The organism is Thalassospira sp. GB04J01, from assembly GCF_000751115.1.
GTDB classification, from domain to species: Bacteria; Pseudomonadota; Alphaproteobacteria; order Rhodospirillales; family Thalassospiraceae; genus Thalassospira; species Thalassospira lucentensis.
Genome location: NZ_CCDX020000005.1, coordinates 403,715 through 424,948 on the forward strand (window position 1 = coordinate 403,715; position 21,234 = coordinate 424,948).

Below are 21,234 nucleotides of genomic sequence, written 5' to 3' on the forward strand. Positions count from 1 at the left end.
CCCATCATAAGAAAACCCATGCGCAACAGCATCCCGATCTATAAACTCTATGGCGAACGTGATGCCAATGCCCGAACGGCTGGCGGGTTGGATGCCACGCGCGATCCAGGCAACAGCACCGCCGAACCACAACCGATCACCGAACCGGAATTCTTTCACCTTGAAAGCATTCCCGAACGATCGCGCCTGCATGACTGGCACATCAAACCGCACCGCCATACCAACCTGTTTCAGTTGCTCTACATCACCCACGGGCAGGCAAATATCAGTTTTGACGACCAGCAATTTCCCATGCATGTCGGGCAATTGATCACTGTCCCGCCGGGCACTGTCCATGGCTTTAAATTCAGTGATGATATTGATGGCTGGGTGATTTCACTGACCGATTACCATCTCGGTCAAATCCTCGCTCCCGCGCCAAAACTGCTGGCCCGGCTTGATCAGGCGGTCTGTGTCGATACCAGAACCCCGTCCGATCAACAGGCCCCGATGGATTTTCTGATCAAACAGCTGGTCTTGGAATATTACAGCCACAAAACCGGACGGCTGTTTGCGCTGCGTCATATTCTGGGTCTGTTGCTGCTTGATATCGGGCGCAACATCCCAAGCAGCGATGCCGCCCGCCTATCGCGTCAGGAACAGAAAACCGGCAAATTCCGCAAATTCCAGTCGCTGGTCGAAAGTTTTTACAAACAGCACAAACCACTTGAATTCTATGCGCGTGAAATCGGCATCACCACCACCCAGCTCAACCGCATTGCCAAGGACATATATGGTATGACCGCAAGCGAGGTTGTGCAAAACCGCCTGATGCTGGAAGCCAAGCGCACCCTTATTTATACCGACATCGCCATTCAGCAGATCGCCGGTGAACTGGGCTTTCGCGATGCCGGATATTTTTCACGCTTTTTCGCCAAACACGCCGACATGCCACCGGCAGAGTTCCGGCGTGATCACCGCTAAGGTCTGCGCTGTGCTGCGCCCGGAATGACGCATTCCCGCATTCCGGGCTATCGCAAGATGGCGCTATAACCAGCCACCCGTGCCGCTCAGATGTTCGGGAAGATCGCTTAACGGCAGTTTGGTCAAATCCTTGGTGATTTCACCATCAAGCGCCTGTTCAACCGGTTTTGACATTTTCTGACGGACTGTGCCCATGATTTTGGGTGGTGCCACCACGATCAGATTGTCAAACTTTCCGTCATTACGCTTTGCCGTCAAATACGACATCACGTCATCAACAAACTCGACCTGGGCATGTTCATGGGGATCGGTACTTGGCGGCATAGCGTGGCGTTGCTGATTCCCGCCGGGGCTGGCAAAGCCGCGACCGGGCTTGTCACTGGCAATGTCCGAACTTGAACGATTATCCGCAATCATTTCATGAACGGTTTCCAAATGACGGCCTTCGGCATCGTTATGCACGGAAATCACATGTGCGCGGCCACCATCGGCGACAAGGATCCACTGGTTCTTATGGGGCATTTCAAACCTGCCATTTGTTGTTGCAGATACCCCGCCAACGCGCGCAAGCCCGATGATGTTCCATATCGCGTGGCCCAAGATGCAAAAAGGGCCGGTCAAACGACCAGCCCTTTTTATCTCACTTCTGCTATTGCCGTTACCGCCAGCCCAGCAACCAGCGATCAAGCCGCCCCAGCAACCACGAAACGCACAAGCCCATCAAGGACAACACCACCACACCGGCAATCAATTGATCGGTCTGATACAGGTTCCCGGCCGCCAGAATAAGCGCCCCGATCCCGTATTGCGCGCCAATCATCTCGGCCGCAATCAGCAGGATAATCGCAATCGACGATGAAATGCGAAAACCTGACAAAATGGTGGGCAATGCACCGGGCAATATGATCTTGCGCACCACCGAGGTCATCGGCAAATCAAAGCTTTGCCCCATGCGGATCAGGTTGCGCTGCACGTTATCCACCCCGCCAAACGTATTGATCACGGTCGGGAAAAACACGCCAAAGGCAATGGTGGCAAATTTCGATGGCTCGCCAATGCCAAACCAGATGATGAACAACGGCAACAATGCAATTTTCGGGATCGGAAACAGGGCCGACACCAACGCCACACCGGGCGATCTGGCCCATGTAAACATGCCAACCAGAAAACCGACGACCAATCCGGCCACCGTCCCCATGATCCAGCCACCAACAAGGCGCTGCAACGATGCGCCAAGGTGCAGCCAAAGGTCCCCCGACACAATCAACTGCCAAAGTGCCTTGGCCACCGCCACCGGGCTTGGCATCGCAAGTTCGGAAATAAACCCGGTGCTTGATCCCAATTGCCAAAGCGCAATCACCACCACAAAGCTGGCCCATGCCGCCACCGGATTGGATTTCGGGTTAAACCCCGTCGCCCGGAACCGCACCAGTGATGCCGGTGCGCCCTGCTCAACATCACGCGACATGTTCAAGCTCCTTATCGGCCGCAATCGCTTCATCGCGGATCAACGCCCAAAGCGCCTGCTCATGCGCGATTAATTCGGGCATGCCCTCAACCCGATCCTTGATCGGAACATCAATGCTATGGATTTCCTTGATCGTGCCCGGACGTCGGCGCAGGGCCACCACCTTATGGGCCAGCCGCACCGCTTCATTCAGGTTATGGGTCACATAAACCGCCGTCATGCCGGTGCGCGCAAACATGTCGGAAAACTCATCGAGCAACAAAATCCGCGTCTGCGCATCAAGGGCCGATAACGGCTCATCCATCAACAGGACCGCCGGGCGCACCGAAAGGGCCCGCGCAATCCCCACCCGCTGCTTCATGCCACCCGAAAGCTGTTTGGGGTAGGCATCGGCAAAGTCCGAAAGATTGGTTTGCGCCAAAACTTCCGCAATGCGCTCATCACGTTCGGATTTGGACAATGCATGGTCTTCCAGCACCAGACTAATATTGCCCGCAACCGTGCGCCACGGCAAAAGCGCAAAGTCCTGAAAAACATAGGTCAGCGGGTTTAAGCACCCCTCGGGTTTTGCCTGATCACACATCAGGACCTCCCCGCCGGTCGGTTTCAACAACCCGCCAATGATCGACAAAAGTGTGGATTTACCACAGCCAGACGGCCCGATCAGGGCCACGACCTCGCCCGGTTCAATGCCAAAATCAATGTCGCGCAATGCTTCGACCTGATCATAGCTATGACTGACATTTTTGATATGAAGGCGCATGGCGCTCTCTTTTAAGGGAATAAACAAATGCAAACCGGGCCGAAGGCATGGTGCTTCGGCCCGGCATCATGTCACGTCGCCTTACTGACCAAGCGGGGCAATAAAGCTCGTATCGATGAATTCATCCGGGTTGGCATCTTCGGAAACGTAGCCACGCTCCTGATACCATTTGACCTGTGCCTTGACGTCCTCGACATCAAGTTTGCCTTCCTCGGTAATGAACATCGCGCCATTGCGGATTTTCGGATAGGCCTTCTCGGCCGGATCGTCGCTATAGACATACTTGTGCACGATCTCAAGAATCTCGTCGGTCGTGTCACTTTTCACAAGCTTGCCATCGCCGTCCGTTGCCAAAAGCCCCGCCCGGTAATCGGCCACGCCTTTTTGATAGGCGCGCACGAATTTCTCGACCACATCGCGACGCTCTTCAACATTGCTGGCCGATGTAAACAGACCACCAACCTGATAAGGCACATAATCCTTGACCCAGCCAATGATGTGCGCCGCCCCGGCATTGGCCAGCGGCTTTGCAATGTGCGGCACAATGATCATGCTATCGACCTGCCCGCTTTTAAGCGCACCAATCATGTTGGGCACGGACTGAAGCGGCTTAAGCTCCATGCTCTCAAGGTCCACACCGGCCTTCTCAGCCACATTGCCAATCATGTAATGGAATGACGACCCAACTTGTGACAGCGCAAAGCTATGCCCGCCCAGCTTATCAACCGACGTCAAACCGGCCTCAAACGCCTTGTTCGACGCCAAAATCGCCGATCCGTCATAGCCGGCATCTTCATGAAGCTGCGCACCAATCACCTTAAGCGCGCCCTTGCCCGCAAGGTTAAAGAACCCGCCCGTGAATGCGGTCACGCCAAAATCAGCATCCCCCGATGCAATCGCCACCGCGACCGGCTGTGCCGACCGGAAAAACGTGATTTCCGCATCAAGCCCCTCGTCGGCGAAATAGCCCTTTTCCTTGGCGATAAACAAAGGCGAGCTTGAAACGAATGTCAGCGCGGCAATATTGATTTTCTCAGCCGCACTTGCCGCCCCGGCCCCCAACACAGTCGCACCAAGAGCAACCGCCAGCACCGAACGACGGGCGGCTGTTGCGGCACCCCGCCATAAATCATGTGAACGCATGTTTCCTCCTCAAAACCATTTTTTGTTCATTTATGTGTTCGCAATTTTGGTAGCCGATTAAGCGCCAAATTGCCAATGTTTAGCGTCTATTGTACGAAAATTGGCGGGTTTTGCCCCAAACAGGCAATCAGCATGAAACGATATTTCACCCGACAGTGGAACGCCCGGCACGAGATCAATACAAACGTCATTCCCGCGAAGGCGGGAATCTCGCCCCACAAGCTCCAACCCAACCAAACATCCCCACACAAATTGCCACCCCACCCGAAACAGGCTAAAACCAGCACACCACCTTCACCCGCACACAAGGCCAATCATGCCAGAACAATCCCCGACATCCGCCCCCGCCCCCGCCCCCAACGGCAAAACCGCCATGATCATCGGTGCCGGTCCCGCCGGGCTGATGGCCGCCGAACGGTTGGCGGGCGAAGGATATGGGGTAACTCTGTATGAAGGCATGCCAAGTGCCGGGCGCAAATTCCTGATGGCCGGGAAATCGGGCCTGAACATCACCCACAGCGAAGACCTCGAAACCTTCCTGACCCGCTATGGCGCATCCCGCGAACGCCTCGAACCACACCTTAGAAAATTCGGCCCCGCTCAAATCCGCGACTGGTGTACGGGGCTTGGGATTGAAACCTTTGTCGGGTCTTCGGGCCGGGTGTTCCCGACCGCGATGAAGGCAAGCCCGCTTTTGCGTGCGTGGCTCAAACGTCTGGACGGCTTGGGCTGCAAAATCCACTATCGCCACTATTGGACCGGCTGGAATGACGCCGATCAGGCGGTTTTTAAAACCCCAGATGGCGAGATCACGGCACAGGCCGACATCACCATTCTGGCCTTGGGCGGCGGAAGCTGGAAACGACTGGGATCAGACGGCAAATGGATGGATATCCTGCAAAATACCGGGATCAAATGCACCCCGTTCAAACCGGCCAATTGCGGCTTTGACGTCAACTGGACCGATCATTTGATCGAAAAATGCGCCGGACAACCGGTCAAACCGGTGTCACTCACCTGCGGCAGCCACACCGTGCGCGGCGAATTCGTCATTGCCAAAACCGGCGTCGAAGGCAGCGCGGTCTATGCCATCTCGGCCACACTCCGCGATCAATGGCTTGAAACCGGCACCGCCACCGTAACGCTGGACCTCTGCCCCGATCGCACGCTTGAAGACGTCACCACCCGCCTCACCAAACCCCGCAGCAAAAATTCACTCGGCAACCACCTGCGCAAAACACTGGGCTTAGATGCCACCAAAACCGCCCTGATTTTCGAAGTTACCCCGCGCGAAACCCTGAACGACCTAACCAAATTCGCCACCGCGATCAAGGCGCTGCCCATAAAAATCACCAAACCCCGCCCGATTGATGAAGCGATCAGCACCGCAGGCGGTGTGGCATGGGAAGAACTCGACGAGACTTTCCAACTCAAAAACCGCCCCGGCACCTATTGCTTGGGCGAAATGGTAGATTGGGAAGCGCCGACGGGGGGGTATTTGTTGAGTGGGTGTCTTGGCTATAGAAACTCCTATTGAGAGAAGTATCATTATCGAGTTTTCAGCCTACTTCATTACAACCAAAACCACTTTGGACGACAAGAAAATACAGGTATGCTCCTAATAGGAAACAAAACGTAGATAGTTTTCTCTCAAAGGGGGCATTGATAGTGTTTTTTGATTACTGGCATTTCGGTGGGTTCGTAAACAAGGTCGCACCTACGAACATGAAATACGAGATTCAAACGTATGACCTCACAAGTCGAAAAATTGACATCCAAACAAAGAAAAAACACTTAAAACCAATCAAAAAACACAAGATAACACCATTCATTTTTTCGAAATGGGGATTATTTCATGGAGTGACAAAAGCTCAGTTATCACGAGGACTTACAACAACCATATTCTTACAAATACTACTAGGAAACGTGTTTAAGTTTAACACAATAATTTCCTCCAAAAGCTCAAAAATACGTCTAATACGTGGCGGCTCAAAATTATACAAAGATTTTTCATCTTCAACATCAGCAGGTGAAATTTCACAGGGTTTATCAATTCTATACTTTGAAAGTAAAGGATATCCATTTTGCAGTCATTTTGATGATTTCAGGAGAGACCACAAAGTAGCCAAGAATGGTGAATCTCCTGACTTTGTTTTCGAGAAGACGCCGAAAGATCGCATTTTGGTAGAAGCTAAAGGCTCGTTCGTTGCGCCGGAGACCGCATCGAATTTGAAGGCACCACTAGCTAAAGCGCTTTCCCAGTTAAAATCATGGGGAGTAAAATTTTCACCGCCGCTTAAAAAGTCTTATGCCTTCGCCGTTCTATTGCGGGAACTTGAAGACCCCTTCAATGAGGAATCGCTGTTAGCTGTCGTTGACCCCGAAGAAACAGAGGCCCCAAACGCCGCCAACGTGCCACCTTCCTATGTTCGACGAGTAAACTACTCTAATTGGTTACAGCTCATGGGTTACAACGAGCTCGCAACCATCATTTTATCTGACGGTGAGCATAGCAGAGCGGAGCACACCTTTTTTGCAATTAGCATAGCCGGTGAACGATACGCGATAATACCGCTGATCCCTGTTCAAAGCGAAAACACATTCGACGTTCGTCGCCAAGAAGCTACACCAGTTGATATCCGATACAAAATATTCCCCAAACTTGACAGGTTCATTTTCGTTGGCATGCGACTCTCAGTACTAAAGGAGCTGTCTCATTTGTCCACCAGAGGCAACTTAAACAACATTACGTCTCTTGAAACACTCGATCAATTCAGAGACATTGAAAATGACGATTTGATTAACGGAAGCATTTTCACTGACGGAAGCGTAATTGGGGAAGCTGACATCCACACTCTGGATACGGTGAATTCTGTTAGACTAAAGTTTTGAATTACTTCTGACTGATGGAGGCAAAACCATGGTCGACGCCCGTGATGGCACTGCCAATCGTCATGATATTTCCGATAGCGCATCTGAACTGACCCGCATGACGGATGCCGATCCGCAACGTCTGGCGGCCTATTACGATAAATGGGCCGAAAGCTATGACGCTGATTTGCCCAAGATGGGCTATGACGCACCAATGCGCGCGGCTGCCATCATGGTCGCACAGGATATCGCGTTTGATGCGCCGATTTTGGATGCCGGATGTGGCACCGGCCTGACCGGGCAGGAACTCGCACGTGCCGGATATACCGACCTCACCGGGATTGATTTATCACTAGAATCACTGCAAGCCGCCGAGGCCAAGGGCGTCTATCGCCACCTTAAAAAGCGCGATATGAACAAGCCGCTGGCCTTTGGCGACAATGGTTTTGCCGCCGTGCAATGCATCGGAACGCTGACCTATGTGCGTGAAAAACGCAAACTGATGGCCGAGTTTTGCCGCGTGGTCAAACGCGGCGGCATCGTCAGTTTCACCCACCGCGCAGATCTGTATGACGATGCCTTTGTTAAGGTGCTGACCGCCACCACGCGCGCGGGACTCTGGGAACAAATATCGCATTCTGACCCGATGCCCTATCTGCCGAACCATAAGGATTTCGGGGATAAGACGCATGTTTTCTATGATGTCTACCGCGTCAAATAACCCTGCGATTTCAATCCACTGCCCGACATTTCCCACCCACAACCTGAAACACCCCACACCATAAATGCGATCCATTCGCACTTTTATGGTTGACAATATCAACCATTTTTAGGTAGTTGATGTTGTCAACCAGTTGTGGCGGTATGTTTTATCCCCCAGTGTCCAAGCGCCCCACGTTTGCGGCCCTGCCCCAAAACCGCCCCACATCACAGACCATGCATCTATTTGTACCATTTGCACCATTTGCACCCCTCGCGCCACCAACGCCCGGTGCCACCACGAAAGCGATCTTGCCCCAATGACCTTTTCAAAACCCGCTTTGCTCCGCGTTTCCCCCACGGTCTACCCGGATGGCCTACCTGCCCCGCGCAACGTCCTTGCCGCCGCCGCCGTGTTGTTGACCATCACCATGGCCGTGCTGGACGGCACGATCATGAATGTCGCGTTGCCCACCATCGCACAGGATCAGGGGGTATCCCCGGCACATGCGATTTGGGTCGTTACCGCCTATCAATTGGCGATTGTTGTCTCCCTGCTCCCCCTTGCCGCGCTTGGCGAGGCGATTGGTTTTCGGAAGGTTTACCTAAGCGGAATTGCGGTTTTTGGCATTGCATCGGGCCTCTGTGCCATGGCCCCGAATATCGAGTTTCTGACCGCGGCCCGCGTGTTACAGGGTCTTGGCGGGGCGGCACTGATGAGCATCAATGGTGCCGTCATGCGCCATATCTTCCCGCAGGCCAAATTGGGCCGGGCGATTGGCTGGATCGCGATGACGGTTTCGGTCTCGGCGGCGGCCGGACCGACGATTTCCTCGGCCATTCTCGCGGTTGCAAGCTGGCACTGGCTGTTTTTGATCAATCTGCCGATTTCCATTCTGGCGATTGTCATTGGCTATTTCACGCTGCCCTTTACCGATCCGACCCGCACCCGGTTTGATTTCATCAGCGCCCTTTTGAATGTGTTCGCCTTTGGCGGATTGATTTCCGCCCTTGGCAATGTCGGCACCGAAAGCCACCCGGCCCTGATCACCGCCCAGTTTGTCATTGCCATTCTGGCCGGGATTGCGCTGGTACGCCGCCAATTGTCCAAGGATCGGCCAATGTTGCCGATTGATTTGCTGCGACTGCCGGTCTTTGCCTGCTCCATCGGGTCGTCGATTTGTGGTTTTTGCGCCCAGATGATTGCGTTCGTCGCCCTGCCGTTCTATTTCCATGATGTGTTGGGATATAGCATTACCGTAACCGGCCTTTTGATGACGCCGTGGCCATTGACCACCGCTGTGGTTGCCCCGCTTGCCGGGCGACTGGCCGATAAATATTCGCCCATTCACCTGACGGGTATGGGCATGGCATTGTTTGCCATCGGGTTGTTTTCAACAACATTCGTCCCCGCAGATGGCAGCTATGTCGGCATGATTGCCGCCCTTGCACTCTGTGGTGCCGGGTTTGGCCTGTTTCAGGCGCCCAATAACCGGCTGATGCTGACCAGTGCGCCGCGGGACCGTTCTGGCGGCGCCAGCGGGATGCTGTCCACCGCGCGGCTCACCGGACAATCCATCGGGGCGGCCACGGCTGCCATCCTGATTGGCACCAGTGGCCAGTTTGATCTGACCACCATCATGATTGCCGCATCAATTGCCGCCGCCCTGTCTGCCCTGATCTGCGAAGGCCGCCGCCATGCGCTTCGCACCGGGCTGATCGCCAGTCCGGCTGGCGTGTAAGGAAAAACCAAAATCATGTCGACCTGTGAAACCAGTTCCCAAACGACCGAAAACAGCCTTCACGTGCCCGGCGAAACCCTGCATCGGTTGATCCATGCCTATAAGCGCACAACGATGAATGCGATGCAGGCCGCCGATATGCCGATGCCGATGTCGCACAAGCGCGTGCTGAAATGGATCATCAAGCTGCCGGGCATCACCGCCCAGCAAATGGCCGAAAAATCCGGTCAGGACAAAGGCCGCATCACCCGGCTGCTAAAGGAAATTGAAAATGAGGGCCTGATCGAAAGACGGCCCCACCCCGAAGATCGACGCAGCCAGACCCTGCATTTGACGCCCGCCGGTGACACACTGATGACCGAATTTCGCAGTGTCGAACAAGACGTCAGAACCCGAATGACGCGCGGGCTTACGCCACAGCAGATCCAGTCCTTTGTCGAAATCGCCAATCTGATGGCCGACAATCTGGAACATCACAATTGCAAGAAAACGGTCCAGCCGGACTAATCCCAATGGACCAAGGAGCACCAAAAATGAGTAAACCTGCCCCACGCGACCTGACCGTGATCGGCAAAAAATATGTCACCCCCAACATGCTGCGCGTCACCCTTGGCGGCGACGGCATGGAAGGCTTCCCCGACGATCAGGCAAGTGCCTATGTCAAACTGATCTTCCCGATCGAAGGCGATGAAAAGGACCGCGTATTGCGCCGGACCTATACCATCCGTCATGACCGCATGACCGATCAGGGCCGCGAAATTGACATTGATTTTGTCATGCACGGCGACAGTGACGATGGTGCTGACCATGGCGGCCCGGCATCGAACTGGGCGGTGAACTGTGCGCCCGGTGATACCATCACCATCGGCGGCCCCGGCCCGAAAAAGCTGGTCGACACCACCGCTGACTGGTTCCTGATTGTGGGTGATATGACTGCTCTTCCCGCCGTTTCGGTCAATCTGGAAGTGCTGCCCACTGACGCACGCGGCTACGCGGTGATTGAAATCCAGTCCGAAGCCGACATGCAGGAATTGGTGAAACCTGACAACATCACCATCGAATGGGTGATCAACCCGCATCCGGGCACCAACAGCACCGCTCTTGTCGATGTGGTCAAAAAACTGCCGTGGCATGATGGGCAGATTTCGGCATGGGCGGCCTGTGAATTTACCGCCATGAAGGAACTGCGCAGCTATTTCCGCGATGATCGTGGTCTGGGCAAGGATGATCTTTATATTTCAAGCTACTGGAAACAGGGCCTGAACGAAGACAACCACAAAACCATCAAGGCCGAAGACGCCAAAACAGCGGCCTAACCCCCGCCACCACAGGCACGCACATTCCAAAAACCAATCGGGCCCCTTGTTGGGGCCCGATTATTTTGGGTCTGCCATAATGCTACCGAGGTAAACATCCGTTCCTGTCAAACATACTGCGCATGCAGTCGCGCCATACGGCGGCGGGCGAAAAAGCCGGTATGCTGGTCGGTTTTAACGTTTTCGGGGCTCAAAGCGCCGTCCTCTTTGCGCCAAAAGGCCCGGCTGGCGCCGACCACGCCCTTTTCGGAACTATAGACGGCGATCACGATGATCTCGACACGGCACGCATCGCCGGTTTCAAACGCATTGCTGCGCGAAACCCCGTCCTCACTGTTGTTTATCTCTGCCCGACGCCAGATACGGTTGAGCAAATGCGCAAACGCGCCCAGTTCAATGCATTTCCCCGAGCCAAGCGGCCCTTGCACGGTCACTTCGTCCAGTCGGGCCGACAGCATGGATTTCTGCTCGTTCCCGTGTGAATCCCGCTCCGGGTCGGCATCGGTCACCTGCTCACAAACCCGATCCTCGCCGCTTCCCACACACACCAGCACCTTATCGATATGGATGGCCTCCTGACTCATGTTGCTGATCAGAAAACGGGCTTTGTCGGAATTGCCCAGCATCTGATTAATCACGATTTTCGGGCGACGGACCCGGCGATAGCTTTGAAACAGCAATTGCGCATAAAAAACCCAGACCAACAGCGTGGCCACACTGACCCCGACCTGAAGCAATGTCGCGTGTTGTTCAATCCACGAACCCATGTGCGTCCTTTACCGACTTCATCCAACGGCATGCTCTGCCAACCTATATCTCAACGCCCCCACACGGGTGTTGGTTCCACACCCCCGGTTTAACGCCCGCGGGCTGTGGCATTGGCTTTGGTCCGGCCCGCAACGCAAAACACCCCGGCCAAAGACCGGGGTGTTAAGATCATAGATCGCAAGACCTTGATAACAGATCAGGCCGCAACGCTACCATGCGGATCGATGACGAATTTCTTCGCCGCCCCGCCGTCAAAATCGGCATAGCCCTTTGGTGCCTGATCAAGGTTGATCATCTGCACATTGACCGCTTTGGCGATGTCGATCTTTTCAAACAAAATCGCCTGCATCAGGTTGCGGTGATATTTCATCACCGGGCACTGGCCGGTATGCAGCGAATGTGATTTCGCCCACGCAAGGCCAAACCGCATGCTCAGCGCCCCGTGCTTGGCCGCATCATCGACCGCACCGGGATCTTCGGTCACATACAGACCCGGAATGCCGATCTGACCGCCCGCACGGGTGATTTGCATGGCAGAGTTAAGCACCGTCGCCGGGGCTTCATGACCATGGTTACAGCCACAGCCATGCGCCTCAAACCCGACGCAATCGACAAAGCAGTCCACTTCCCGGTCACCCAGAATGGCTTCAAGCTTGTCTTCCATCGGCCCTTCCTGTTTCAGATCGATGGTCTCACACCCGAAACTGCGCGCCTGTGCCAGACGATCATCAATCATGTCGCCAACCACAACACAGGCCGCCCCCAAAAGGTGGGCTGATGCCGCGGCCGCCAGCCCCACCGGACCGGCACCGGCGATATAAACCGTTGTCCCCGGACCAACCCCGGCGGTGACACAACCATGGAACCCGGTCGGGAAAATATCGGACAGCAACGTCAAATCGCGGATTTTCTCCATCGCCTGATCGGCATCGGGGAATTTCAAAAGATTGAAGTCGGCATAGGGCACCATGACATATTCGGCCTGTCCACCGACCCAGCCGCCCATGTCGACATAGCCATATGCCGCACCGGGGCGCGACGGGTTCACATTCAGGCAAATGCCCGTCAGACCCGATTTACAGTTGCGGCACCGTCCGCACGCAATGTTAAACGGCACCGAACACACATCGCCGACTTTCAGGAATTCAACATCCCGGCCGGTTTCAATGATCACACCGGTGATCTCATGTCCCAGCACAAGGCCTTCTTCTGCTGTCGTCCGGCCGCGCACCATATGCTGGTCACTGCCACAGATATTGGTCGTGATCACTTTAAGAATGACGCCGTGTTCGCATTTACGGTTGCCCAGTGCGAGTTCAGGAAAGGCAATCGTCTCGACTGCCACTTGCCCTGCACCTTTATAGATCACGCCACGATTTGATGGATTACTCATATTTCGTTTCCTCTCGCCTGACATTTGTTTTTCAGGATTGTGCGTATCGCCTGGGCTGTCTGGGGCTGCTTGGGACTTTTTGTTTTTGTATCTGCCACCAACCAAACTCATAGCGTTTTTATTTTGTCGCCATGCACACTCAAAACGGTATGGCTCACCCCATACCTTGTCAAACGAACTGAACGCCGCCCCCTAAACATCCTCTTGAGTTCAGAACATTTGCGACATTTGGAAAAAACGAACAAAAAACGCCTCGTCCGTCTGGCCAAAGGTGGGTTGTAGAGGTCGTGTGATTCTTGGCCTTTTGCCTTTCACGCACAGGCCCGAAATGTCGGTGCCGGCCGCAGGTCTTTGTTTCGGCATACGACACCGACGAGCTTGCCTTACATCAAAGTTGAACTGCCAAGAACCTGATAGGATCAAAACAGATAATGACCCCGTCCGGTCTTACGAGGCACAACATGTTCAATTCGCTAAGAGCCCTTTACCGCGACAATCCACGCGAAGGGCGGTTGCTTGCCTTTATTCTGGTTGGTTTTCTTGCAATCTATTTCATCCCCGCAGGAACCAGCCGGTTTGACAATGCCGTACTTGAGGCGGTGCGCCTGACCAATTGGTATGCCCGCGAACACGTTATTTTGTGCTTGCTCCCAGCCTTTGTGATTGCCGGTGCCATGGCGGTTTATATAAGTCAGGGATCAGTGATGCGCTTTCTCGGACCGACGGCATCACGGCCTATTGCACTGGGTGTCGCATCGGTCTCGGGCACGCTGCTTGCCGTATGTTCCTGCACCGTATTGCCACTGTTTGGCGGCATCTATCGCCGGGGGGCCGGTCTGGGTCCGGCCATGGCGTTTTTATATTCCGGGCCTGCGATCAACATCATGGCAATTGTCGTCACCGCCAAGGTGCTCGGTGCTGAAATCGGCATTGCGCGCGGTGTCGGGGCGATTGTGTTTGCGGTTGTCATCGGCCTTCTGATGCATCTTATTTATCGCCGCGAAGAAGGCGACCGTGCCAAAACATCCGCACGCGGCTTTGAGGCGGGTGACGATGAAAAACCTGTCTCGATCACCGTGATGTTTTTTGCCCTGATGATCGGGGTTCTGGTGTTTGCCAACTGGGCCGCAGTTGACGGCAGCCCGGCATGGATGGCGGTATTCCATGTTAAATGGATCATCACCGCGGTTCTGGCGGCCGGTTTTGGCGGTTTGCTGATCTGGCAATGGAATTGGTCGATCCGGCCCTTGGCGATTGTGGCACTGGCGGTTGTTCTGGCAACTGTCGTCGCCCCAAATGCCCCGCAGCTTGCTTTTTCTGTTGGCATTGGCGGCATCATGATGATTGCCCTGTCGCGCCCCGAAGACCGCGAATGGGTTGTGCAAAGCTGGGATTTCACTAAACAGATCTTGCCGCTTTTGGTGATTGGCGTCTTTGTCGCGGGCTTGCTGCTGGGTCGCCCCGATCATGAAGGCCTGATCCCAAGCCGCTGGGTCACGGCTGCTGTTGGCGACAACACATTAACATCGACCATTCTGGCGTCGGTGCTGGGGGCATTCATGTATTTCTCGACCCTGACCGAAGTCCCGATTGTCGACGCCCTGATGGGGGCTGGTATGGGCAAGGGTCCGGCCTTGGCCCTTTTACTCGCAGGACCAGCTTTGTCCCTGCCCAACATGCTGGTCATCCGCACCGTGATTGGCACCGAGAAAACCCTTGTCTATTGCGCTCTTGTGGTGGTGATGGCCACATTTTCGGGCTTTGTCTATGGCAATTATGTCTAGACCACGCCGTCCTTTGCCCCCCACAACGGAGAGATAAAATGAAACTAACGATTTACGGCAGCGGCTGCGCCAAATGCCAGACGCTTGCCAAAAATGCCGAAGCCGCCGCCCAGTCGCTTGATCTTGAATATGACCTTGAAAAAGTCACCGACACCAACAGCATCATTGATGCCGGGATCATGCGCACACCGGCCCTGATGGCCGATGATAAAATCCTGGTCGAGGGCAAAGTCCCGACACCCGATGAAATCCGTCTTATGCTGTCATGACAAACAAAAACGCCCCGGCCATTTTGACCGGGACGTTTTTGTATTGGCGTTTTGTTTTTGCAGGCGCAGTCCGAAAATTACGGCGCTGGCGGCAGGTCTTCTTCAAGAATGACCAAATTCAGCGAGTAGCTGACTTCGCCTTCGTCTTCGTCACGATGCACGACACCGACGAATTCATCGCCAACACGCATTTCGATCGGGTAGCCTTTTTTCTTCGGCGGGTCGATGGCGATAAGTTTATTGTCAAAGGTGCGGCGCAGATAATCGGTAACGCGCGCAATTTCAGTCGGTGTCATAGAACTTGCCCCTTGTTCTTTCCAGTCGGCTTACATCTGTTAATCCGCAGAATATCGCAAGCGCCATCCGGCGTCAGCAGCGATCCTGCGATGTATAAATCTTGTGCCCATTGTCTTCCACAAACCACCCCTGCAAATCAAGCCCGAGAGGGCAAAAAAGACCGATTTGATCAAATTTTCACGCCTGCTGTTTCAGGATATGTCCGATCTTCGACGCTGGACCCGTTTCTCAAACATAGGGAACTTTGCGCGCTATTTCCAATCTGCGTTTCCCATCCGGTGTGCTTTGGGGCAAAATCCGCCCAAACCAGTTGCAATCGCCCAGCACAGCCGTTAAGCCGAAGATATGACCAAGATTGCCCAAACCACCCCGGCCCAAAGCGACGCCAAAGCCAACGACGAAGCCAGCAACGAAGCCCGCAACGCGGCGACAAACCCGACCGTTCTTTACAGCTTCCGGCGCTGCCCCTATGCCATGCGCGCCCGTATGGCATTGCTGTCGGCTGGCATTGACGTCGAACTGCGCGAAGTTGTGTTGCGCGACAAACCCCAATCCATGATCGACGCGTCCCCCAAGGCAACCGTGCCGGTCCTGATCCAGTCCGACGGCACCGTGATTGACGAAAGCCTCGAAATCATGGTCTGGGCCCTGGTCGAAAACGATCCCAATGAATGGATGACACCCGAAAGCGGTACGCTTGACGATATGCTGGCCCTGATCGCGCAAAATGACGGACCGTTCAAACACCATCTTGACCGGTATAAATACCATACCCGCTATGAGCACGCCGATCCGGCCGAACACCGCCGCGATGCCGAAAAAATCCTCAACCGTCTGGATGGCCGCTTGGCCGTTGGCCGCTATTTGTTTGGATCGCGCCCGGCTCTGGCCGATTTTGCCATTGCCCCGTTTGTCCGCCAGTTCGCCAATGCCGACCGCGATGCGTTTGATGCCATGCCGTTTGTCCATGTGCAACGCTGGCTGGCTGATTTTCTGGCCTCCAGCTTCTTCGAACGCGCCATGACCAAATACGACCAGTGGCACGAAGGCGACGCACCGATTGTGTTTAAGGCGGCCTAAAGCGTATTGCATTTCCGGCCCCAAGTGTCGGTTAACCGCCTATGTGTGGGTTGACTCAATCGTCAGGGTCAAAAGAAGGGAACTCAGGCACTTGCCATGCGGATCAAGTGCCAGTGACCGTGTAACCCCGCCCCCCAACGCATCATGCATCACAAAGTTAAGCGCACCAATCTGCGGCAACTCATAGCGCAGGACTTCGCCGCAAACCATTGTTCCGAAATGGTCTCGCACCCGTTCCGCTGTGACCTGACGCACCAGAATTGGCCAGTCTTCCGCGCGATAGGCAATCACCGAAACATTGGAAATGTTGCCTTTGTCCCCGGTACGGGAATGGGCAATATCGCGTAGCTGCAACATCAGGCCTCCATCATCTCGAAATGTGTCTTCAAATGCCCCTCGGGCAACAGCCCCGATACGATGGCAACGACTTCGCGTGTTGATTTGGTGACACCCCCGCCACCAGCCGGGCCATTCAGATACAGGCTTTCGACTTCTTCACCGATGCGTGCCGCCGTCGCAAGGTCATCGGTCCTCACGACAAAGCGCAGACGGACTTCGCCGGGCGCGTCGTCTGCGGGTTCGGCTTGCGGGAACACGGAATTCACACCAATCAACTCACCACGGATTTCCTGACAACAAATCCCGGCCAGTTCCATCCGCTGATGCAAGATATCAAGGGCAAGGCGTCCACGCGCCACGGCCCCCGGCCCGGCATAGGAAATTTGCCCTTCACCAACACAGGAATCCACATAACCGACGGAAACTTTCAAACTTCCGGTTTTCTGGAAACCATTTCCACCTGCGATCGCAACCCGGTCTGGCCCGATTTCTGTAATCTCCACCCCGGAAAAATCCGCAATGACATCGGGCTGGATATATCTTTTGGGGTCATGGACCTCATAAAGCAGCTGCTCCTTACAGGTCGCAGCAGTAACACACCCGCCCGTGCCACGAAGCTTGGTAATAACTGCATTTCCGTCTTCGGTGATCTCGGCAATCGGAAAACCCAACCGCGCAAGATCGGGGACATCCTTGATGCCCGGATCGGCAAAATACCCGCCGGTGATTTGCCCGCCACATTCAAGAAGATGACCAACAAGCGTACCGCGACCAAGCCGCGTCCAGTCATCCATTTCCCAGCCAAACTCAAAAATCTGCGGCGCAAGAAACATCGACGGATCTGCCGCGCGCCCGGTCAGGATGACATCTGCCCCGGCAATCAGGGCGTCCACAATCCCGCCGGCCCCAAGATAGGCATTTGCCGAAACAACCTGTTTTTTAAAATCGCGCAGGGCACAGTTTTCTTCGTCGATATGAAACGTATCAGGCGACAGGATATCAAGGACGTCATCCCCCTGAACTGCGGCAACACGCAATCCCGTCAAGCCCAGCTCACGCGCAATCTCGACCGTCCGTTTGGCGGCACCAACCGGGTTCGCCGCCCCCATATTGGAAATGATCCGAATTCCCTTGTCACGACAAACGGACAGAACTGCGCGCATCCGGCGTTCAAGCAACGGATCAAAACCGGCATGCGGATCGCGCATTTTTGCCTGCTGGGCAAGGGCAATGGTTCGTTCGGCAAGGCATTCGAAAATCAGATAATCAATTTCACCATGCTTTGCCAATTCAACAGCTGGCTCGATCCGGTCGCCGGAAAACCCGGCACCAGTTCCAATGCGGATTGTCTTCATTGTCCGCCCTCCAGCATCGCACGGCGCGCATCACGCCCGAAAAACAGAAACCCGCCCAGCAAACCTGCCGCGATGAGCGGTGTCAGGAATGCTGGCCAAAGCGCGATGGCAATCACAACAACCAACAAGGCCCGATCAACCCACAGGCGCCCGAAAAGCGGCTGACCACCAAGCAACGCCGGAATAGCCACCACCAGAACCAGTCCGGACAAAATCGCATTGCCCACGGCCATCGTGCCCCCACCGCCGGTCATGCCGGGATACAGAAGCAACATGAACGGCACCACATAGGTCATCGCCCCAAGGCGCACAGCCTCAACCGCGGCTGGCAACCAGTTGGTTTGCGCAATGCCCGACGCCACAAACACCGCGACACAAACAGGCGGTGTAATCACCGAGATGGTTGCAAAGTAAAAGACAAAAAGATGTGCCGTCAGTGGCTCGATCCCGACCGCAATCATGGCCGGTGCCAGAACGGCAGCAACCAGCACATAGGCCGCAGTTGTCGGCAACCCCATGCCCATGATCATGCACACCAGACCGACAATGATCGCCACCAGAACGGTTGAATCCCCGGCAATGGCAACAATCATCGAACTCAGCGTCACGCCAATCCCGGTCATATTGATCATCGAAACCAGTATTTGCGCCCCGGCAAGCAGGACACCAATGATCACCATGCCCTTGCCTGCATCCGTGACACCGTCAAGAATTCGGCCAAACATGTCGCGCACCGGTAATTGCCCGATGGATGTTGCGACAAACGCCACCAAAAGCCCGCACATCCCGTAAAAGGCCGATGTCGCGACCGAACGGCCCATGAAAATACCAACCCCAAGACAGCCAAGGGCGGCAACAATCGGCAATACCCTACGCAGTGCCAGAATTTCCGACCAAGCCGGAAGTTCGTCTTCGGGAACAAGGGCCAGGTTCCGCCGGGTGGCAACGATATGGACGGTGACAAACACCGACAGGTAAAACAAAACAGCCGGAATAACTGCCGCAATCATCACATCGACATAGGCAATGCCAAGGATCTCGGCCATGACAAAGGCCGCCGCCCCCATGATCGGCGGGGCAATCTGCCCACCGGTCGATGCCACCGCTTCTACTGCGGCGGCAAGCGGGGCGGGATAACCAAGCCTGCGCATCATTGGGATGGTGAAATTGCCCGTGGTTGCAACATTGGCAACGGCTGAACCGGAAATCATGCCAAACAGGCCGCTGGAAATAATCGCGATTTTGGCAGCCCCACCGCGCTGACGGCCACCAAGCCGCATCGCAAGGTCTATAAAGCTTTGCCCGCCACCGGTATGCAGCAACAAGGCACCAAAAAGAACAAACGCGGCAATCACCGTGGCCGCAACCCCGGTCAGCATGCCCCAAATACCAAGGTCGCCAAGAAAGATGGTTTCGGTAACAAACTCGACGTCAAAGCCACGGTGGCCAAGGCTTCCGGGAAGATAGTTGCCAAGCAAGGCATACAACAAACCGGCAATAACAAGTGCAGGGAAAATTGCCCCGACCGCACGGCGACCGACTTCCAGAACCGTCACGACAAGCCCAACCGTCAACGCCATATCAAGCTTGGTCGCCCATGGCAGGGTCGTCATGATTTCATCGTAGTTCACCACGATATAGCTGCACGCGCTGACCGTTATCGCCGCCAGCATGAGGTCAACGACCAGACCAACCTTGCGCCAGGTGGTTCCCTGCGCCAATGGATAAAGACTAAGCCCCAGACACGTGACAAGCGCGAGAAAAACCGCCCTCTGAATCAAACTTTCAAACGGGCCTGTTGCAGCTGTATAAAAAACGAATATCCCCACAAGCAACGCAAACCCGTCGCGGATGCGCACAGACATGGCGGTTTTCCTCTAGATGCTTTGGTTTCTTATTATTTGCTCGGGTCGAGATTTGCCGGGATGTCATACCCGTTTTCCCGGAACCATTTTGCCGCACCCGGATGCAACGGAATGGTCGCATACTGCAAAGTCAACTCGGCCAGATTGACACCCTTAACACTTGCCATGGCAGCCCCCTGAACCTCGGTATCGGCCATGACAGCTTCAACGATCTTATAGGCCGCATCTTCTGACAGGTTCGCCCCCGCGCCAACACCAACGCCAAAGCTCCAGGTCGAATACGCCGGAATGCCGTCTGAGGCACCTTCGGGAATATCCACCACCGAAACATCGGGCATCTTCTCGATCAGGGTCTGTTTCTGTGCATCGGTCAGGCTCAGAACCTTGATCGGCGTAAAGGTCGCGATATCAAGGGTTGAGCTGTCAAGTTTAAGACCCGCACCCGATTTAACGTACCCGGTCACGCGGTTATCCTTGATCATGTCAACGACGTCGGTGGTTGACCCACGGACATAGTCAGACGTCAGATCAAGTGCTTCAAAAACAGCTTCGGTCGTACTTTCCGTGGCTGATCCCTTGATCCCCGGATTAAACCGCTGACCGGAAAGATCGGCAAGACTGTTAATACCGGAATCTTCGCGCACAATGACGTTCTGCGGTGCGCCGGTATAGACCCAAAGCAGGCCCAGACCGGCCATCGGTTTACCATCGAAACCCTTTGCACCTGCATGGGCATGCTGCGCAACGTTGGTGGTAACCAGTCCAAGATCAATCTGATTGCGCTCGATCCGGCGCAGGTTATCCATCGTCGCACCCGTTTCAACAACCGATGCTTCAATGCCGTTGTCTGCATCGTTGACCAGTTTGGCAACAGAAACAAAATACCCGTAATGCGACGAAGACGCCGAGGTTGAACCAATCAGCAACTTTTCCTGCGCAAAAGCCGGCAGCGAAAGACCAAAGGCGAGCGCACTCGCCAAAGCAAACTTGGCAATTTTCATAGTGTATTCCTCCCTATGCCTGTTCAGGCATGTTTTACGTCCCGCCAGCGACTTTATACATTCGTTATTCTTGGCGGACAGAAAGTGTGGATCAGATTTTTTATTGCAGGAAGATCAA

Annotated in this window: 21 protein-coding genes; 10 read left to right on the plus strand and 11 right to left on the minus strand. The window is 54.8% G+C overall.

Annotated elements, in window-relative coordinates:
• Positions 1-18 precede the first annotated feature (18 nt).
• Positions 19-963: a helix-turn-helix domain-containing protein gene (locus tag AMM48_RS03410; RefSeq protein ID WP_102782894.1), complete on the plus strand. Its 945-nt coding sequence runs from the start codon at positions 19-21 to the stop codon at positions 961-963.
• Positions 964-1,026: 63 nt separating this feature from the next.
• Here the strand turns inward: AMM48_RS03410 and AMM48_RS03415 are convergent, their stop codons facing one another.
• The 4 genes from AMM48_RS03415 to AMM48_RS03430 all read right to left on the minus strand — a co-directional run bounded on the left by AMM48_RS03415 (position 1,027) and on the right by AMM48_RS03430 (position 4,337).
• Positions 1,027-1,485 (minus strand): host attachment protein, encoded by a 459-nt coding sequence (locus AMM48_RS03415; protein WP_146030364.1) that lies wholly within the window; start codon positions 1,483-1,485, stop codon positions 1,027-1,029.
• 136 nt (positions 1,486-1,621) lie between these two features.
• A complete protein-coding gene (locus AMM48_RS03420) occupies positions 1,622-2,431 on the minus strand; it encodes an ABC transporter permease (protein ID WP_101300808.1) in 810 nt (269 codons plus the stop codon).
• Positions 2,421-3,194 (minus strand): ABC transporter ATP-binding protein, encoded by a 774-nt coding sequence (locus AMM48_RS03425; RefSeq protein ID WP_102782896.1) that lies wholly within the window; start codon positions 3,192-3,194, stop codon positions 2,421-2,423. The genes AMM48_RS03420 and AMM48_RS03425 overlap by 11 nt, the downstream gene beginning before the upstream one ends.
• 81 nt (positions 3,195-3,275) lie before the next feature.
• On the minus strand, positions 3,276-4,337 hold the full coding sequence (locus tag AMM48_RS03430; protein WP_102782897.1) for an ABC transporter substrate-binding protein: 1,062 nt from the start codon (positions 4,335-4,337) through the stop codon (positions 3,276-3,278).
• 316 nt (positions 4,338-4,653) lie between these two features.
• Between AMM48_RS03430 and AMM48_RS03435 the strand changes: the two genes are divergently transcribed.
• The 6 genes from AMM48_RS03435 to AMM48_RS03460 all read left to right on the plus strand — a co-directional run bounded on the left by AMM48_RS03435 (position 4,654) and on the right by AMM48_RS03460 (position 10,965).
• Positions 4,654-5,874, plus strand: coding sequence for a TIGR03862 family flavoprotein (locus AMM48_RS03435; protein WP_102782898.1), 1,221 nt, complete (start codon positions 4,654-4,656; stop codon positions 5,872-5,874).
• 131 nt (positions 5,875-6,005) lie between these two features.
• Positions 6,006-7,229 (plus strand): hypothetical protein, encoded by a 1,224-nt coding sequence (locus tag AMM48_RS03440; RefSeq protein ID WP_102782899.1) that lies wholly within the window; start codon positions 6,006-6,008, stop codon positions 7,227-7,229.
• Between the two features lie 28 nt (positions 7,230-7,257).
• Complete coding sequence (locus AMM48_RS03445) at positions 7,258-7,929, plus strand: class I SAM-dependent methyltransferase (protein WP_102782900.1); 672 nt, start codon at positions 7,258-7,260, stop codon at positions 7,927-7,929.
• Positions 7,930-8,227: 298 nt separating this feature from the next.
• Positions 8,228-9,649: an MFS transporter gene (locus tag AMM48_RS03450; protein ID WP_102782901.1), complete on the plus strand. Its 1,422-nt coding sequence runs from the start codon at positions 8,228-8,230 to the stop codon at positions 9,647-9,649.
• 15 nt (positions 9,650-9,664) lie between these two features.
• The gene (locus tag AMM48_RS03455) at positions 9,665-10,156 is read left to right on the plus strand and encodes a MarR family winged helix-turn-helix transcriptional regulator (RefSeq protein WP_102782902.1); all 492 of its coding nucleotides are present in this window, start codon (positions 9,665-9,667) and stop codon (positions 10,154-10,156) included.
• Between the two features lie 26 nt (positions 10,157-10,182).
• Positions 10,183-10,965, plus strand: coding sequence for a siderophore-interacting protein (locus tag AMM48_RS03460; protein ID WP_102782903.1), 783 nt, complete (start codon positions 10,183-10,185; stop codon positions 10,963-10,965).
• 107 nt (positions 10,966-11,072) lie between these two features.
• On the opposite strand, the gene AMM48_RS03465 is transcribed toward AMM48_RS03460, so the two are convergent.
• Both AMM48_RS03465 and fdhA read right to left on the minus strand, forming a co-directional pair.
• Positions 11,073-11,732: a hypothetical protein gene (locus tag AMM48_RS03465; RefSeq protein WP_102782904.1), complete on the minus strand. Its 660-nt coding sequence runs from the start codon at positions 11,730-11,732 to the stop codon at positions 11,073-11,075.
• A gap of 197 nt (positions 11,733-11,929) precedes the next feature.
• Positions 11,930-13,126, minus strand: coding sequence for a formaldehyde dehydrogenase, glutathione-independent (gene fdhA, locus AMM48_RS03470; RefSeq protein WP_102782905.1), 1,197 nt, complete (start codon positions 13,124-13,126; stop codon positions 11,930-11,932).
• Positions 13,127-13,587: 461 nt separating this feature from the next.
• Here fdhA and AMM48_RS03475 point away from each other — a divergent pair, with 461 nt between their 5' ends.
• Together AMM48_RS03475 and AMM48_RS03480 are read left to right on the plus strand one after the other, a co-directional pair.
• Positions 13,588-14,910, plus strand: a complete 1,323-nt coding sequence (locus AMM48_RS03475) for a permease (protein WP_102782906.1) — start codon at positions 13,588-13,590, stop codon at positions 14,908-14,910.
• Positions 14,911-14,948: 38 nt separating this feature from the next.
• Entirely contained in the window at positions 14,949-15,179 is a 231-nt protein-coding gene (locus tag AMM48_RS03480) for a thioredoxin family protein (RefSeq protein ID WP_102782907.1), read from the plus strand.
• Positions 15,180-15,256: 77 nt separating this feature from the next.
• Here AMM48_RS03480 and AMM48_RS03485 read toward each other — a convergent pair whose 3' ends face one another.
• Positions 15,257-15,475, minus strand: coding sequence for a DUF3126 family protein (locus tag AMM48_RS03485; RefSeq protein ID WP_022732516.1), 219 nt, complete (start codon positions 15,473-15,475; stop codon positions 15,257-15,259).
• Between the two features lie 346 nt (positions 15,476-15,821).
• Between AMM48_RS03485 and AMM48_RS03490 the strand changes: the two genes are divergently transcribed.
• The gene (locus AMM48_RS03490) at positions 15,822-16,556 is read left to right on the plus strand and encodes a glutathione S-transferase (RefSeq protein WP_102782908.1); all 735 of its coding nucleotides are present in this window, start codon (positions 15,822-15,824) and stop codon (positions 16,554-16,556) included.
• A gap of 39 nt (positions 16,557-16,595) precedes the next feature.
• On the opposite strand, the gene AMM48_RS03495 is transcribed toward AMM48_RS03490, so the two are convergent.
• Genes AMM48_RS03495 through AMM48_RS03510 form a run of 4 tightly spaced genes read right to left on the minus strand, consistent with a single transcriptional unit; the run spans position 16,596 to position 21,116 of the window.
• Positions 16,596-16,910 (minus strand): hypothetical protein, encoded by a 315-nt coding sequence (locus AMM48_RS03495; protein WP_102782987.1) that lies wholly within the window; start codon positions 16,908-16,910, stop codon positions 16,596-16,598.
• 2 nt (positions 16,911-16,912) lie between these two features.
• Entirely contained in the window at positions 16,913-18,250 is a 1,338-nt protein-coding gene (locus AMM48_RS03500) for an acyclic terpene utilization AtuA family protein (RefSeq protein WP_102782909.1), read from the minus strand.
• Positions 18,247-20,115, minus strand: a complete 1,869-nt coding sequence (locus tag AMM48_RS03505; RefSeq protein ID WP_102782910.1) for a TRAP transporter fused permease subunit — start codon at positions 20,113-20,115, stop codon at positions 18,247-18,249. The genes AMM48_RS03500 and AMM48_RS03505 overlap by 4 nt, the downstream gene beginning before the upstream one ends.
• A gap of 32 nt (positions 20,116-20,147) precedes the next feature.
• Positions 20,148-21,116, minus strand: coding sequence for a TAXI family TRAP transporter solute-binding subunit (locus AMM48_RS03510; RefSeq protein WP_102782911.1), 969 nt, complete (start codon positions 21,114-21,116; stop codon positions 20,148-20,150).
• Between the last annotated feature and the right edge of the window lie 118 nt (positions 21,117-21,234).